This window comes from Achromobacter sp. ACM01, assembly GCF_014851745.1.
Taxonomy (GTDB): domain Bacteria; phylum Pseudomonadota; class Gammaproteobacteria; order Burkholderiales; family Burkholderiaceae_B; genus Achromobacter; species Achromobacter aegrifaciens.
Map to the genome: position 1 here is coordinate 1,411,493 of NZ_JACVAF010000001.1, position 13,662 is coordinate 1,425,154.

Sequence of the window (13,662 nt, forward strand, 5' to 3'; positions counted from 1 at the left end):
GCGATGGTGGCGTACGGGCGTGGGGCATTGGGCCGTGCATGGCCTGCTGGCGTCGTTTCCGGCCGGAACTGCCTGGGCCCAGGAGGCTGAGCCGCTCTTGCCTGCGGTAGTGGTGACCGGCACGCGCCTGGGCACCGCGGTGCTGGACACGCCCGCTTCGGTCAATGTGGTGGAGGGCGCGGCCATGCGCCTGCAGCAGCCGGGCGTCAACCTGTCGGAGGGCCTGGCCGGCGTGCCCGGCCTGCAGATCCAGAACCGCCAGAACTACGCTCAGGATTTGCAGATCTCCAGCCGCGGCTTTGGCGCGCGTTCCACCTTCGGCGTGCGCGGCGTGCGGCTGTACGTGGACGGCATTCCGGCCACCATGCCGGACGGCCAGGGACAGACCTCGAACATCGACATAGGCTCCATCGGCAGCGTCGAAGTGCTGCGGGGGCCGTTTTCAGCGCTGTACGGCAATTCCTCGGGCGGCGTGATCCAGGTGTCGACCGAGGATGGCGTGGCGCCGCCGTCGCTCACGGCCAGCGGCTGGGGCGCCAGCTATGGCACCTGGCGCTACGGCGCCCGCGCCAATGGCGCCAGCGGCGGACTGGACTACGTGCTGGACCTGACCCGCTTCACCACCGACGGCTACCGCGACCACAGCGCCGCCCGCAAGAACCTGGGCAACGCCAAGCTTGGCCTGCAGCTGGACGACGCCAGCCGGCTGACCCTCGTGGCCAACAGCGTGGACCTCAAGGCGCAGGATCCGCTGGGCCTGACCTATCAACAGTTCCAGGACGACCCGCGCGCGGCGCCGCTGGCCGAGCAGTACGACACCCGCAAGACGGTCAGGCAGACCCAGGGCGGCGCGATCTACGAGCGCCAGGTCGATAGCCGCAATAGCTTGCGGGTGATGGTCTATTACGGCCAGCGCGATACCACGCAGTACCAGGCGATTCCCCCTGCCGCGCAGATGGCGCCCACCCAGGCCGGCGGGGTCATCGACCTGAAGCGCCAGTACGGCGGCGCGGACCTGCGCTGGACCTCCGAGCTGGCGGTGGCAGGCCGGCCGCTGACCCTGATCGGCGGCTTTGCCTACGATTCCATGCGCGAAGACCGCAAGGGCTACCAGAACTACACCGGCACGGGCGCCAGCCGCCAACTGGGCGTGCAGGGGGCGCTGCGGCGCGACGAAACCAATACCGTCTACAACGCCGATCCTTATCTGCAGGCTTCCTGGCAGGTGTCGCAACGCTGGACGCTGGATGCGGGCCTGCGCTATAGCACCGTCAGCTTCGATTCCAGCGACCACTACATCGCGCCGGGCAATGCCGACGACAGCGGCGACGCGCGCTATCGCAAGGCATTGCCGGTGGCGGCCATCCGCTATGCGCCGAACGCCGACCTGAGCTTCTACGCTTCATATGGCCGGGGCTTCGAGACGCCGACGCTCAACGAGATCTCGTATCGGCCCGGCGGCCAGCCCGGCCTGAATTTCGGGCTGGCGCCCGCGCTCAGCACCAACCTGGAAGCGGGCGTAAAGGCCAACCTGGCTGGCGGCCTGCTGACGGCCGCGGTGTTCCATACCGGCACCGACGATGAAATCGTGTCCGCGGGCAGCTCGGGCGGAAGAACCACGTACCAGAACGCCGGCCGCACGCGGCGCGACGGCGTGGAACTGGGTTGGTCCGGCGAATTCGCCCGTCACGGCCGTGCGCAGTTCGCCTATACATGGCTGAATGCGCGTTACGCCGATGACGGACCCGGCGACATCCGCGCCGGCAACAAGATCCCCGGCATCGCAGCCCAGGCCGCCTTCGCCTCGCTGGCCTGGGCGCCGCCCGAGGGCTGGCAGGCCACGGTGGAAGGGCGTTTCCTCAGCAAGATCTACGTGAACGACGCCAACGACGGCGATGCGCCCGCCTACTTCGTGGCCGCATTGAGCGCGGGCTATGTGTTCAAGGCGGGGCCCTGGGAACTGAACGCCTATGGGCGCGTGGACAACCTGTTCGACCGCCGCTACGCCGGCTCCGTGATCGTCAACGAGACCAATGGGCGCTACTACGAACCGGCGGCAGGGCGCAGCCTGGGAGCGGGCCTGGGCGCGACGTACCGGTTCTGAAGCCGGACTTCAGTCGGGCATTTCCGGATAGCAGATGCCATGGTCCTCGCAGGCCGGACAGCCCGGTGCGGCGGCCGGCGGCAGGCCCGCCTGTTCACAGGCGGAATAGGCCAGGAACTGCTTCCAGCGCAGGTTGCGTACATTGCGCACCACCAGTCCCGGATAGTGGCGCGCCAGCAGGAAAGTCACGTCCTCGCGGCCGGACAAACCCAGGTCCCGCCACAGATGGTCGGGCCGCAGACAGGCGTGGGTCAGCACGCTGCTGACCCAGGGCGTGGTCCCCGCGCCGGGAGCGGCCCAGGTGTCCAGCAGCGCGCGCAGCAGACGCGTGAATTCGGTTTGAGCCGCATCCATGGCGCGGGCCGGGTAGATGGCGGCTTGCTCGCGCAAGGCGGCGAGCGCGGGGTCATGGCCCGTCAGCGCGCCGGGAAAGAGGCGCGCGATCAGGCCTTCCAGTTCCCGGGATGACAGGCCGCAGCGTCCCAGGTCCCCGCAGGCCAGGCTCTTGCCGATGACCGTGGCGAAGAATCCCGCGTCGGGATGACCGGGCGGCGCATGGCGCAGCAGCGCGCCGGCGAACCGCAAGGTGGGACCGGCGCTGTCGGCCGGGGGGGCTGCGGTGGCGATGGAAACGACGTGCATGGTTGGGCCAGGAGCAGTAATTAAACTGTTAATTAAATCGTTATGGTGTTGAATATATAACGAAATGCCTCCGCAATCCTTGCCTGGCCGCAAGGCTGGCCCCACAGGCCGGCGCACAAAAAAAAACAGGCGCCCGCAGGCGCCTGTCTTTGCTTCAACGGCAAGCCGTCATTACATGGCGTGGCCCATGTTGACGTTCATGTTGTACAGCACCCATGCCGAACCGCCGACGATGATGGCGATGATCATTACGGTGAAGACAAACGTGGCCAGGTTGTCGCGGGCCGACTTCGATGCGCCCATGTGCAGGAAGTACACCAGTTGCACCAGCAACTGGAGCACGCACAGCGCAACCACGCCGGCGATGGTGATGGCGTGGGACAGTCCGCCGTTCATCACCAGTCCGAAGGAGCCGAAGGTGAGAAGCAGCGAAAGCACGAAACCGATGATGTAGGACTTCAGGCTGCCGTGGTCGGCGGCGTGATCGTCGTGGCCGTGTGCGGCCGCAGCGGAGTGCGACATCAGATGGCTCCCATGAGATAGACGAAGGTGAAGACGCAGATCCAGACGATGTCCAGGAAGTGCCAGAACAGGCTCAGGCACGCCAGACGACGCTTGTTGATCGAGTCCAGGCCATGGCGGCGGATCATGTCCAGCAGGACGATGATCCAGATCAGGCCGAAGGTGACGTGCAGGCCGTGCGTGCCGATCAGCGTGAAGAATGCCGACAGGTACGCGCTACGGCCCGGGCCGGCGCCGATCGAGATCAGGTGATGGAATTCATAGACTTCCATCGCGATGAAGCCCGCGCCGAACAGGAACGTCACCATCAACCAGCCCATTGCGCGGCTCTTGTTGTTGGCGTGCACGTTCAGGTTGGCCATGCCGAAAGTGAAGCTGGAGAACAGCAGCAACAGCGTTTCGACCAGCACGAACTTCAGATCGAACAGTTCCTTGCCCGTCGGGCCGCCCGCGGTGGCGTTGAACAACACCGCGAACGTGGCGAACAGCACCGAGAAGATCAGCAAGTCGCTCATCAGATAGACCCAGAAACCGAATACGGTCTTGGATCCATCGTCATGATGCGCGTGATCGTCGTGACCCGCGTGGGGGTGAGTGGCTACGGCTTGAATCATGGCTCAGGCGGCCTTCTGCATTTTGTCAAAGTGAGCGTTTTCGATGCGTTCGACTTCCGCGGCCGGGACCCAGTAGTCGACGTCGCGGTCATAGGCGCGGACGATGAACGAACCGATCATGCCGACGAAACCGACGATGGACAGCCACCAGATGTGCCAGATCAGCGCGAAGCACATGACCAGGCCAAAGGCGCCGATGAATACGCCGGCGGCGGTGTTCTTCGGCATGTGGATGTCTTCGTACTTGGCCGGGCGCTTGTAGGCCTTGCCGTTCTGCTTGTCTTCCCAGAACTGGTCCAGCGAGTCAACGTGCGGCACGTGGGCGAAGTTGTAGAAAGGAGCGGGCGAAGAGATGGCCCATTCCAGCGTGCGGCCATCCCAGGGGTCGCCCGTGATGTCCTGGTTCTGCTTGCGCTGGCGGATCGAGACGAACACTTGCTGCAGCAGGAACCAGATGCCCAGCATGATCAGCGCGGCGCCAGCCAGGGCGACCAGCAGGTACGGCTGCCATTCGGGGTTGTCGTAGTGGTTCAGGCGACGCGTCATGCCCTTGAAGCCCAGGATGTACAGGGGCATGAAGGCCAGGAAGAAGCCGACGAACCAGCAGTAGAACGAGTAGCGGCCCAGGCGCTCATTCAGCTTGAAGCCGAAGGCCTTGGGGAACCAGTAGGTCATGCCGGCGATGCAGCCGAACACCACGCCACCGATGATGGTGTTGTGGAAGTGGGCGATCAGGAACAGGCTGTTGTGCAGCACGAAGGACACGCCGGGGATGGCCAGCATCACGCCGGTCATGCCGCCGATGACGAACACGATCATGAAGCCCAGCGTCCACAGCACCGGCGTGGTGATGCGCAGGCGGCCGCGGTAGATGGTGAACAGCCAGTTGAAGATCTTCGCGCCCGTCGGGATCGAGATGATCATTGTCGCTATGCCGAAGAAGGCATTGACGTTGGCTCCCGCGCCCATGGTGAAGAAGTGGTGCAGCCAGACCAGGAACGACAGCACGCCAATGGCGGCCGTGGCGTAGACCATGGACTTGTAGCCGAACAGGGTCTTGCGGGCGAAGGTGGCGACGATTTCCGAATACACGCCAAACGCCGGCAGCACCAGGATGTAGACCTCGGGGTGGCCCCAGATCCAGATCAGGTTCACGTACATCATGACGTTGCCGCCCATGTCGTTCGTGAAGAAGTGCGTGCCCAGGTAGCGGTCCATCGTCAGCAGCGCGAGCGTTGCAGCCAGCACGGGGAAGGCGGCGACGATCAGGACGTTGGTGACCAGCGAGGTCCAGGTGAAGATCGGCATCTTCATCAGGCTCATGCCCGGCGCGCGCATGCGCAGGATGGTCACGATGAAGTTGATGCCGCTAAGCGTGGTGCCCAGCCCGGATATCTGCAGTGCCCAGATGTAGTAGTCCACCCCCACGCTCGGGCTGTAGTCCAGTCCGGAGAGCGGCGGATAGGCGAGCCAGCCGGTCGCGGCGAATTCACCCACGAACAGCGAGATCATCATCAGCGCGACGCCGGCGCCGAACAGCCAGAAGCTCAGCGAGTTCAGGAACGGGTACGCCACGTCGCGGGCGCCGATCTGCAGCGGCACCACGAGGTTCATCAGCCCGGTGATGAAGGGCATCGCCATGAAGAAAATCATGATGACGCCGTGGGCGGTGAAGATCTGGTCGTAGTGATGCGGCGGCAGGAAGCCGGCCGAGTCGGCGGATGCGACCGCCAGCTGGGTACGCATCATGATGGCGTCGGCGAAGCCGCGCAGCAGCATGATCAGGGCGACGATGATGTACATCACGCCAATGCGCTTGTGGTCGACGGTGGTCAGCCATTCCGTCCAGAGGTACTTCCACTTCTGGAAGTAGGTGATGGCGCCGAAGACCGCTAGGCCTCCCAGGCACACGGCGGCCAGCGTAACCATGACGATGGGTTCATGGTACGGAATGGCCTCGAGGGTGAGTTTCCCGAGCATTGTTAGTTAATTCCTGCGATCAGATTGTTCGACGTGGGGGTGCACGTGGCGGAGTCCACGCCGGCCATCTTGGTCATGGTGCTGCCAAGAATGAAATCAAACATGGCGGGGGGCGCCGAGGAGTACTTGACGACCGGGTTGTGCTCGCTGCGCTTGGTCAGCTCTGCATAGACCTCGGGGGTCAGCGCGGTCGGGGCAGCCTTGGCTTCCTTGACCCAGTTGTCGAACCCGTCCTGGGACATCGCGATGGCCTTGAAGCGCATGCCGGAGAAGCCGGCGCCGCTGTAGTTGGCCGAGATGCCGGCGTAGGTGCCGGCTTCGCGCGCGTTCAGGTGCAGCTTGGTCTCCATGCCGGCCATCGAGTAGATCTGGCTGCCCAGCTGGGGGATGAAGAACGAGTTCATGACCGTGGCCGAGGTGATCCGGAAATTGACCGGAACATCGACCGGGAAGGCGATCTCGTTGACCGTGGCGATGTCGTACTCGGGGTAGATGAACAGCCACTTCCAATCCAGCGAAACCACCTCGATGGTCACCGGCTTGTGTTCGGACACGAGCGGCTTGTAGGGATCCAGCGCGTGCGTCGAGCGCCAGGTGATCACGGCCAGGATGGCCACGATGATACAAGGGACGGTCCAGACCACGATTTCGATCGCCGTGGAGTGGGCCCACTTGGGCTGGTAGTCAGCTTTGGTGTTGGATGCGCGGTATTTCCAGGCAAAAACCAGGATCATGACGATGACCGGAATCACGACGATGAGCATGAGCCCGGTCGTCGTGAACAGCAAAGTCCTTTCCTGGATGCCAATATCTCCCTTGGGGGAGAGGATTTCCATGTTGCAGCCGCCAAGCAGCATGACCGCGCCGACGCTGAGAATGCGCGTAAGGGTCGCAAGGAGGGGGTGTTTCACGTACAGCCTTGGATGGAAGGTGGAAAATGCTGCATAGCAGCAGACTGGAATGCTGCTAGGCAGCAACGTCCATCCTATCGGCTTGATATGGGTCAAGCATGCGACGAATGGTCGCATTGCCTGGGAGGATTCCGCCCCAAGGGGAGCAGATACAGGGTTTTCCTAGGGGGGCGGGGGCTTGCTGCAAGGTTCCAGGGTGCGACGATATGTCGCACCCGCACATGCAGGGTATGCGACGATTTGTCGCATCTGCACAAATCAGTCGATGAGGACTTCGCGTTCCGGCCCCGGTTTTTTGGCCAGTTTACGCTGCAGGGAGCGCCGGTGCATGCCCAACAGGCGCGCCGCCGCCGAAACGTTGCCGCCGGTTTCGTGCAGGGCCTGGTGGATGTGCTCCCATTCCAGGCGGTGCAACGGCGTCATGGTGGTTTCGATCGTAACGTTTTCCGGCTTCACCAGGCCGAGGGTGCGCAGGATCATTGGCGCGGTGGCGGGCTTGGGCAGGTAGTCGTCCGCGCCGCGCTTGATGGCCTCGACCGCGGTGGCCACGCTGGCGTAGCCGGTGACCAGCAGGATCCGCATGTCCGCGCGCAGGGCGCGCAGCGGGCGGATCAGGGTCAGGCCGGAGTCTTCGCCCAGGCGCAGGTCCACCAGGGCGAAGGCGGGGCGGATTTCCTCGGCCACGCGCAGCGCCTCGGCGATGCCGGTGGCGGTTCGGGTTTCCAGGCCGCGACGCGACAGGCTGCGCTGCAAGGTGCGCACATACAGCTCGTCGTCGTCGATCAGCAGGCCAAGATCGGTTGGGTTCATTGCACTCAAGTCCCGGTACTCCCCAGCGGGAGGTAAAAGCGGATACGCGTGCCGCCGTCTTCGGCGGCGGTCATGGTCATTTCGCCGCCCATCTGTTCCACCGTGGCGTGCGACAGCGCCAGGCCCACGCCCAGCCCTCCCGGCTTGCCGCTGTTGAACAGGCTGGTCGCCGGCAGCAGGGTCTGGTCGGGATCGAAACCCCGTCCGTAGTCCCTGACTTCGCCGCGCAGGGCGCCATAACCGTATTCCAGATGCAGGTCCACGCGCGGGACATCGGCGGCTTCGCCGGCGTCCGCCGCGTTGTTCAGCAGGGCCTGCAGCAAGTGGGCGATGGCCGGATCGACCCGCAGGCTGCCGGGCAGGGTGCCCGAGCGCTGCAGATCGATGGTCGGCCGGATCAGACGCCATTGCCCCACCACGCGGACCAGGTCCACCGCGGTTGGGACCGCCAGATTGCGGATACGTTCCCGGCACAGGGCCAACAGTTGGCTGAGCGTGGAAACGTCGGCGCGCAGGTCTTCGTCCTTGACCTCGGCGGCGATCTCGTCGGCCAGCAGGGTCATGGTCGCCAGCGGGGTGTTCAGTTCATGCGCCATGGCCGCCGCGTGGGTGGCCAGGGCGACGATGCCTTCGTTGCGGGTGAAGCGTTCGCGCAACCGTGCCAATTCGCGCTCGCGGTCGCGCAGGTCCGAGGCCAGGCGGGTCGAAAACACCAGCACCACCACCACCGAAATCAGGAAGTTGGCGCCCATGCCCCACAGCAGCAGGGTATGGGTATCGACGTCGCCGCGCAGGGGCTGGCCGAAGATCGCGGCCGCCACGTAGCCCGAGATGCCTGCCACGGCCGCGGCCAGCGCCCAGTTGCGCGGCAGCGCCAGGGCCGCCAGCGCGGTCAGGATCAGGAACATCATGCCGAAAGGATTGCTGATGCCGCCGCTCCAGCCCACCATCCAGGCCAGCACCGCCATGTCCACGAACAGGTGGCCGAAGGCGGTGGCGTGGGACAGGTCGCGGCGGTGGCGCAGGCGCAGGCTGGCGTAGACGTTGAAGCCGATCAGGGCGCCTACGCCGATCCACAGCGGCTCCAGCGGCAGGGCCAGGCCCAGGACGCTGCTGGCCAGCAGGATGGTGGCGGCCTGGCCCGCGATGGCGAGCCAGCGCAGGCTGCAGAGGGTACGCAGGAATGAAAAGGCGGAACTACCGGGCATATCCAGACACAGAGGTGCCGGCAGGCTGCCGGCGGGTACGCGCCCGGCTGCGCGGAACGCTGGCATCCGGGGCGCGGCGCTGGGAGGCCGGCTGCCCCGCCGCGCCTTCAGGCTGGCCGGCGGTGGATGTGCAGGCATTGTATGGCGAATCAGGCGCCGCCGCCGGTCGGCGGGGAATTGGTGTGTCCCTGATATTTGGGCGCGACGCCCGGATCCGCCGCGGTTGCAGCCTCTGTATTAATGGATGTCAGAGGTGCCGCTGTGGGCCATCGCGGGAGGAGGGTAGTCTTCCTGGTCGGATGCCATCTGCCCCTGGATCTGCGCCTGCTGCAACTCCTGTTCAACCTGGGCGCGGGTTTCAGACTGGTGCGACATGACGGGGGGTGGATAGTCCTCGTCGCCGAACGTGTACTGGCCGTTGGCCTTGGCCTGGGCCAGTTCGGCGCTGACCTGGTCCGCCGTCTTGGCGGCGGGGGCGGCATAGGTGACGCGCCAGTCGCCATAGAGGTCGTGGGTGTACTGCGTGGTCTGGGCCTGGACGGCCCCGGCGGCTGCAATGCCGGCGCATAGCAATAAGGTCTTGCTGAGGGTCTTCATGAAACGCTCCTGGCAGTCAAAGCTTGCGGCCGTTGCGGGCCGCGCCTACGCCCGCGATGCTGTCCGCGGGCGATTCCTGGATGCGGGAAAGCCTGGCCCGGCGCGCCGCGATGGCGCGCGCCGGGCCTTTTCCAATTCGACCCGGCGCGCGGCGCGGCGTTGCACGCAGGACGGCCTTGTTGCAAGGAAGCTGTTTCAGGCGTGCAGCACAGCTGTCAAGCCACTTTCATGGGGACGCCGCGGGCTCAGTGGCCGTGGCCGGCGGCCGGGGCGGCTGCCGCGTTCAGCGGACGCGCCACCGCGTCCACCGGCACGCGCCGCTGGCGTTTGTCGGCATCCTCGACGATGAGCGTCAGGGCGACGTGCTCGCCGGGCGAGATCTGGCCGGCCAGGTCGATCAGCATCACGTGATAGCCACCGGGCTTGAGCTCCACGGCCTGGCCCGCGGGCAGGGCGATGCCCGGTACCTGGCGCATCTTCATGACGTTGTCCTGCATCGCCATTTCATGGATTTCCACGTGTTTGGCCGCCTGCGATTCCACGCCGACCAGGCGGCCGCCGGAGACGGAGGTCAGGCGCATGAAGACGCCGGTGGCGTGCTGGCTGGGCACGGTGGAGCGCACCCAGGCGTCGTCCACCTTCAGGGCGGCGTCCTGGGCCAATGCGGCGGGGCTGGCGCCGGCCAGGGCGCAGAAGGCCAAGGCGGCGGCCGCCAGGGATTTGATCGCGGTGTTTTTCATGAGGGTTGCCTCTCTATATATGGATTCAGGTCAGAGCACGGTGCGCAGGTCGTCCACGCATTCCTGCGCGCTTTGCTGATGGCGCAGGGCGATGCGCAGCTTGCCGCTGGCGTCGATGACGTAGGTCAGCGCGGTGTGGTCCATGGTGTAGGACGAACCGGTGGCGACCTTCTGGTAGAAGACCTTGAATGACTGTGCGGCGGCGCGCGTCTGTTCGGCATCGCCGCGCAGGCCGACGAAGTCCGGGTCGAAGGCCTGGGTATAGGCGCGCACGATTTCCGGCGTGTCTCGCTCAGGATCGACGGTGATGAAAAGGACGCGCAGCTTCTTGGCGTCCGCGCCCAGCAGGCTCTTGATCTCGACGGCGCGGGTGAGCGCCGTGGGGCAGATGTCCGGGCATTGCGTGAAGCCGAAGAACAGCATGATCGGCTGGCCGGCGTAGTCGGCCAGCTTGCGTTCGCGGCCTTCGGTGTCCTGCAGCTGGAAGTCGCCGGACGGCATGCCGGAAAGATCCATGCCGTGCAGCTTGGGCGCATCGGGGCCGCAGCCTGCCAGGGCCAGCAGGGCGAAAGAGGACAGCAGCAGGCGGCGCCGCGGATCGGGCGCATGGGAGCGCGCCGCGCCGGCGGGCGCGCGCAGAAGGGGGGAATGCATGAAAACCTCGTCGCTTGACGGTTCGTCCAGGGGCGCGGCGGAGCCGCGCGTTGTGGCGGAGTCAGACGAGGCGTGGCGGGGCGCGCGAACCCAGCGGCGGACCCGCGGCGGCGGGCGCGGGCGGGGTGGCGCTGGCGGGCGCGGGCAGTGCGTGCCGGCCAGCGGCCAGCAGCAGGGGAGTGAGCGCGGGGGCGGGTGCGGGCGCCACGTGCGCCAGCAGGCCGAAGGGGCAGAGCGCACCGGCATCGGCGGTGTCGTGGCCGGCCTTGCCCTTGTCTTCGGGCGACAACGCCAGCGCCAGCGTCGAGACATCGCCGGCGGCCGAGCAGAACGTGACTTCAAGCCGGCCGTCGTGCAGCGCCCGGGCGTCGGGCATGTAGCCCGACGGCACCAGCGCGCGCAGCGCCAGGGCCAGAAGCGCCAGCCACAGCACGCCCCGCGCGCGTGCGGCGCTGCCGAGGTGCTGGAGGCGGATCAGGCGGGTCATGGCGGCATTCTATCCCGCGCGACTGGCGCAAGCATCTGACGCCAGCGCCCATGGCGCGCCAAAATCTTGGTACCCTTGAACGCACTCAAATCCCCGACATCCCACTCAGTGCCCCAGGTTTCAGTGCTTTCCTCGTCCGCCCAGACCCTGCCTCTTCCCACGTTGCCCGCCATCGTCCGCCAGGGCAGGCCGTCCTTCCGCCTGTGGATGTGCGTGCTGGCCGTGGCGCTGCTGGCCCTGCTGTCCGCCTGCGGCACCACCAAGGTCCAGCCCGGCTACTACCGCGTGCAATCGGGCGACACGCTGACCCAGATCGCGCGCAAGCAGGGCACCAGCGTGAGCAATCTGGTGCGCTGGAACAAGCTGTCGAATTCCAATTCCATCGAAGTCGGACAATTGCTGCGGGTCGAGCCGCCGGCCGGGCAGGCCAGCACGTCCACCGCGCCCAGCAAGGCGCGCGGCAAGCCTGCGCCTTCGCCCAAGTCGTCGACCTCGACCGCCAAGCGCCGCACCGCGCCGCCGGGCGCAATCTCGCTGGTCTGGCCCGCCCAGGGCAAGGTCACGCGCGGCTACGACGGATCGGGTTCCAACGGCATCGTCATCAGCAATTCCTCCGGCACGCCGGTGGTGGCCGCGGCACCGGGCACAGTGGCCTATTCCGGCAGCGGCCTGCGCGGCTATGGCCACCTGGTCATCGTCAAGCACAACGCCAGCTTCCTGAGCATCTACGCCCACAACAGCAAGCTGCTGGTCAAGGAAGGACAGCGCGTCAGCCAGGGGCAGAAGATCGCTGAAATGGGCAATAGCGACAGCAAGCAGGTCGGGCTGTATTTCGAGCTGCGCTATGACGGCCAGGCGGTCGATCCGGCGGGGTCTCTGCCGCCGAAGTAGCCTGATCTACAGCGCGGCTTCCTGCGTCAACGTCGAGATGAACGCCGCCGTGCGCGGGTCGGCCGGCTGGCTGAACAGCGTGCGCGAATCGCCGGATTCGACCACCGTGCCGTCCAGCAGGAATACCACCTCGCGCGACACGCTGGCCGCCAGCCGCAGGTCGTGGGTGGCCATCAGCATGGTCATGCCTTCGGCGGCGAGCTGGCGCAGCACGTCCACCACTTCGGCGGCCAGGCCCGGGTCCAGCGCCGAGGTCGGTTCGTCGCACAGCAGCACGCGCGGCGCGGGCGCCAGCGCGCGGGCGATGGCCACGCGCTGCTGCTGTCCGCCCGACAGGTTGGCGGGCCAGGCGTCGCGCTTTTCCAGCATGCCGACCTTGCGCAGCAGTTCCTCGGCGCGGGCGCGCGCGCGGTCCTGCGGCCACTTCTGCACGGTCAGCAGGCCTTCCATGACATTGCCGATCACGGTCTGATGCGGGAACAGCTGGAAGTTCTGGAACACCATGCCGGTCTGCTTGCGCACGCGCTGGACCTGATCGCGCGAGAGCTTGTGGCCGGGTTCGAAATGCACCGTTTCCGGGCCGATCTCCAGCGTGCCGCGGTCCGGCACTTCCAGCAGGTTCACACAGCGCAGCAAGGTGCTCTTGCCGCTGCCGGACGGGCCGATCAGGGCGGTGACGCTGCCTTCGGCGATGCTCACATCCACCTGCTTGAGCACGGGATTGCCGCCGAACGCCTTTTCTATCTTTTCCAGGCGGATCATCGGTTTTTCTCGGTAAAGACCGCGTGCTGGCCGAAGCGCCGTTCCAGGCGCACCTGCGCGGCGGACAGGACGGAACTGAACACCAGGTAGATCAGCGCCGCCTCGGTGTACAGGATCAGCGGTTCATAGGTCACGGCGGCAATGCGCTGCGCCGCCTGGAAGATCTCGGGCACGGTCAGCACCGCCGCCAGCGAGGTGTCCTTGACCAGCGCGATGAAGGAATTGGACAGGGGCGGCACCGCCACCCGCGCCGCTTGCGGCAGGATGGTCCGGCGCAGCGCCTGCGCCCGCGTCATGCTCAGCGAGTACGCCGCTTCCCACTGGCCCTTGGTGATGGACTCGATGGCGCCGCGGATCACTTCCGAGTTGTACGCGCCCACGTTGAGAGTGAAGCCGATGAGCGCGGCCGGCAGCGGATCCAGCACGATGCCGACACTGGGCAGGCCGTAGAAGATCACGAACAGCTGCACCAGCAGCGGCGTGCCGCGGATCAGCCAGACGTAGAAACGCACCACGGCCACCAGCGGCGCCGGACCGAACAGCCTGATCAGCGCGACCACGAAGGCCAGCGCCAGGCCCAGCGCGAACGACATCAGCGTCAGCGGAACCGTGAACATCAGCCCCGCGTGCAGCAGCGGCCAGAACGAGTCCAGCATCAGCTGCACCCAGGCCGGCACCGCCCAATTGCCAAGTTGCGCCAGCAGCCAGTCGGGCAGGACGGATTGCAGCCAGGGGGGTAG

At 66.2% G+C, this 13,662-nt stretch carries 15 protein-coding genes; 2 read left to right on the forward strand and 13 right to left on the reverse strand.

Annotated elements, in window-relative coordinates:
* Window positions 1-19 precede the first annotated feature (19 nt).
* Entirely contained in the window at window positions 20-2,104 is a 2,085-nt protein-coding gene (locus IB268_RS06520; protein ID WP_192354082.1) for a TonB-dependent receptor, read from the forward strand.
* Between the two features lie 9 nt (window positions 2,105-2,113).
* Here the strand turns inward: IB268_RS06520 and IB268_RS06525 are convergent, their stop codons facing one another.
* The 11 genes from IB268_RS06525 to IB268_RS06575 all read right to left on the reverse strand — a co-directional run bounded on the left by IB268_RS06525 (window position 2,114) and on the right by IB268_RS06575 (window position 11,269).
* Complete coding sequence (locus IB268_RS06525; protein ID WP_054451660.1) at window positions 2,114-2,746, reverse strand: nitrogen fixation protein NifQ; 633 nt, start codon at window positions 2,744-2,746, stop codon at window positions 2,114-2,116.
* Between the two features lie 171 nt (window positions 2,747-2,917).
* Window positions 2,918-3,268: a cytochrome o ubiquinol oxidase subunit IV gene (cyoD, locus tag IB268_RS06530; protein ID WP_054451659.1), complete on the reverse strand. Its 351-nt coding sequence runs from the start codon at window positions 3,266-3,268 to the stop codon at window positions 2,918-2,920.
* On the reverse strand, window positions 3,268-3,882 hold the full coding sequence (cyoC, locus tag IB268_RS06535; RefSeq protein ID WP_042794897.1) for a cytochrome o ubiquinol oxidase subunit III: 615 nt from the start codon (window positions 3,880-3,882) through the stop codon (window positions 3,268-3,270). Before cyoC ends, cyoD begins: the two co-directional genes overlap by 1 nt.
* A 3-nt stretch (window positions 3,883-3,885) precedes the next feature.
* The gene (gene cyoB / locus IB268_RS06540) at window positions 3,886-5,862 is read right to left on the reverse strand and encodes a cytochrome o ubiquinol oxidase subunit I (protein WP_054451658.1); all 1,977 of its coding nucleotides are present in this window, start codon (window positions 5,860-5,862) and stop codon (window positions 3,886-3,888) included.
* A 2-nt stretch (window positions 5,863-5,864) separates the two neighbouring features.
* Window positions 5,865-6,773, reverse strand: a complete 909-nt coding sequence (gene cyoA, locus IB268_RS06545; RefSeq protein WP_054451657.1) for a ubiquinol oxidase subunit II — start codon at window positions 6,771-6,773, stop codon at window positions 5,865-5,867.
* A 258-nt stretch (window positions 6,774-7,031) separates the two neighbouring features.
* Window positions 7,032-7,583 carry a response regulator transcription factor gene (locus IB268_RS06550; RefSeq protein WP_042794894.1) on the reverse strand — a complete coding sequence of 184 codons (552 nt, stop codon included), beginning with the start codon at window positions 7,581-7,583 and terminating at the stop codon, window positions 7,032-7,034.
* Window positions 7,584-7,588: 5 nt separating this feature from the next.
* Window positions 7,589-8,791: an ATP-binding protein gene (locus IB268_RS06555; protein ID WP_054451656.1), complete on the reverse strand. Its 1,203-nt coding sequence runs from the start codon at window positions 8,789-8,791 to the stop codon at window positions 7,589-7,591.
* Window positions 8,792-9,028: 237 nt separating this feature from the next.
* Window positions 9,029-9,388, reverse strand: a complete 360-nt coding sequence (locus tag IB268_RS06560; RefSeq protein ID WP_054451655.1) for a DUF4148 domain-containing protein — start codon at window positions 9,386-9,388, stop codon at window positions 9,029-9,031.
* Window positions 9,389-9,633: 245 nt separating this feature from the next.
* Window positions 9,634-10,128, reverse strand: a complete 495-nt coding sequence (locus IB268_RS06565) for a copper chaperone PCu(A)C (RefSeq protein ID WP_054451654.1) — start codon at window positions 10,126-10,128, stop codon at window positions 9,634-9,636.
* Window positions 10,129-10,158: 30 nt separating this feature from the next.
* Window positions 10,159-10,782: an SCO family protein gene (locus IB268_RS06570; RefSeq protein ID WP_192353996.1), complete on the reverse strand. Its 624-nt coding sequence runs from the start codon at window positions 10,780-10,782 to the stop codon at window positions 10,159-10,161.
* Window positions 10,783-10,843: 61 nt separating this feature from the next.
* A complete protein-coding gene (locus IB268_RS06575; protein ID WP_192353997.1) occupies window positions 10,844-11,269 on the reverse strand; it encodes a DUF2946 family protein in 426 nt (141 codons plus the stop codon).
* A 207-nt stretch (window positions 11,270-11,476) separates the two neighbouring features.
* Between IB268_RS06575 and IB268_RS06580 the strand changes: the two genes are divergently transcribed.
* The gene (locus IB268_RS06580; protein ID WP_054451651.1) at window positions 11,477-12,160 is read left to right on the forward strand and encodes a murein hydrolase activator EnvC; all 684 of its coding nucleotides are present in this window, start codon (window positions 11,477-11,479) and stop codon (window positions 12,158-12,160) included.
* 6 nt (window positions 12,161-12,166) lie between these two features.
* On the opposite strand, the gene IB268_RS06585 is transcribed toward IB268_RS06580, so the two are convergent.
* Together IB268_RS06585 and IB268_RS06590 are read right to left on the reverse strand one after the other, a co-directional pair.
* A complete protein-coding gene (locus IB268_RS06585; RefSeq protein WP_054451650.1) occupies window positions 12,167-12,922 on the reverse strand; it encodes an amino acid ABC transporter ATP-binding protein in 756 nt (251 codons plus the stop codon).
* Window positions 12,919-13,599, reverse strand: coding sequence for an ABC transporter permease subunit (locus IB268_RS06590; RefSeq protein ID WP_054452260.1), 681 nt, complete (start codon window positions 13,597-13,599; stop codon window positions 12,919-12,921). Before IB268_RS06590 ends, IB268_RS06585 begins: the two co-directional genes overlap by 4 nt.
* Window positions 13,600-13,662: the final 63 nt, after the last annotated feature.

What these genes read in the sequence shown, in the direction of transcription:
- IB268_RS06525 (WP_054451660.1), bottom strand. Translation starts at nt 2,746, where the DNA reads ATGCACGTCGTTTCCATCGCCACCGCAGCCCCCCCGGCCGACAGCGCC.
- cyoD (WP_054451659.1), bottom strand. Translation starts at nt 3,268, where the DNA reads ATGTCGCACTCCGCTGCGGCCGCACACGGCCACGACGATCACGCCGCC.
- cyoC (WP_042794897.1), bottom strand. Translation starts at nt 3,882, where the DNA reads ATGATTCAAGCCGTAGCCACTCACCCCCACGCGGGTCACGACGATCAC.
- cyoB (WP_054451658.1), bottom strand. Translation starts at nt 5,862, where the DNA reads ATGCTCGGGAAACTCACCCTCGAGGCCATTCCGTACCATGAACCCATC.
- IB268_RS06550 (WP_042794894.1), bottom strand. Translation starts at nt 7,583, where the DNA reads ATGAACCCAACCGATCTTGGCCTGCTGATCGACGACGACGAGCTGTAT.
- IB268_RS06555 (WP_054451656.1), bottom strand. Translation starts at nt 8,791, where the DNA reads ATGCCCGGTAGTTCCGCCTTTTCATTCCTGCGTACCCTCTGCAGCCTG.
- IB268_RS06560 (WP_054451655.1), bottom strand. Translation starts at nt 9,388, where the DNA reads ATGAAGACCCTCAGCAAGACCTTATTGCTATGCGCCGGCATTGCAGCC.
- IB268_RS06565 (WP_054451654.1), bottom strand. Translation starts at nt 10,128, where the DNA reads ATGAAAAACACCGCGATCAAATCCCTGGCGGCCGCCGCCTTGGCCTTC.
- IB268_RS06570 (WP_192353996.1), bottom strand. Translation starts at nt 10,782, where the DNA reads ATGCATTCCCCCCTTCTGCGCGCGCCCGCCGGCGCGGCGCGCTCCCAT.
- IB268_RS06575 (WP_192353997.1), bottom strand. Translation starts at nt 11,269, where the DNA reads ATGACCCGCCTGATCCGCCTCCAGCACCTCGGCAGCGCCGCACGCGCG.
- IB268_RS06580 (WP_054451651.1), top strand. Translation starts at nt 11,477, where the DNA reads ATGTGCGTGCTGGCCGTGGCGCTGCTGGCCCTGCTGTCCGCCTGCGGC.
- IB268_RS06585 (WP_054451650.1), bottom strand. Translation starts at nt 12,922, where the DNA reads ATGATCCGCCTGGAAAAGATAGAAAAGGCGTTCGGCGGCAATCCCGTG.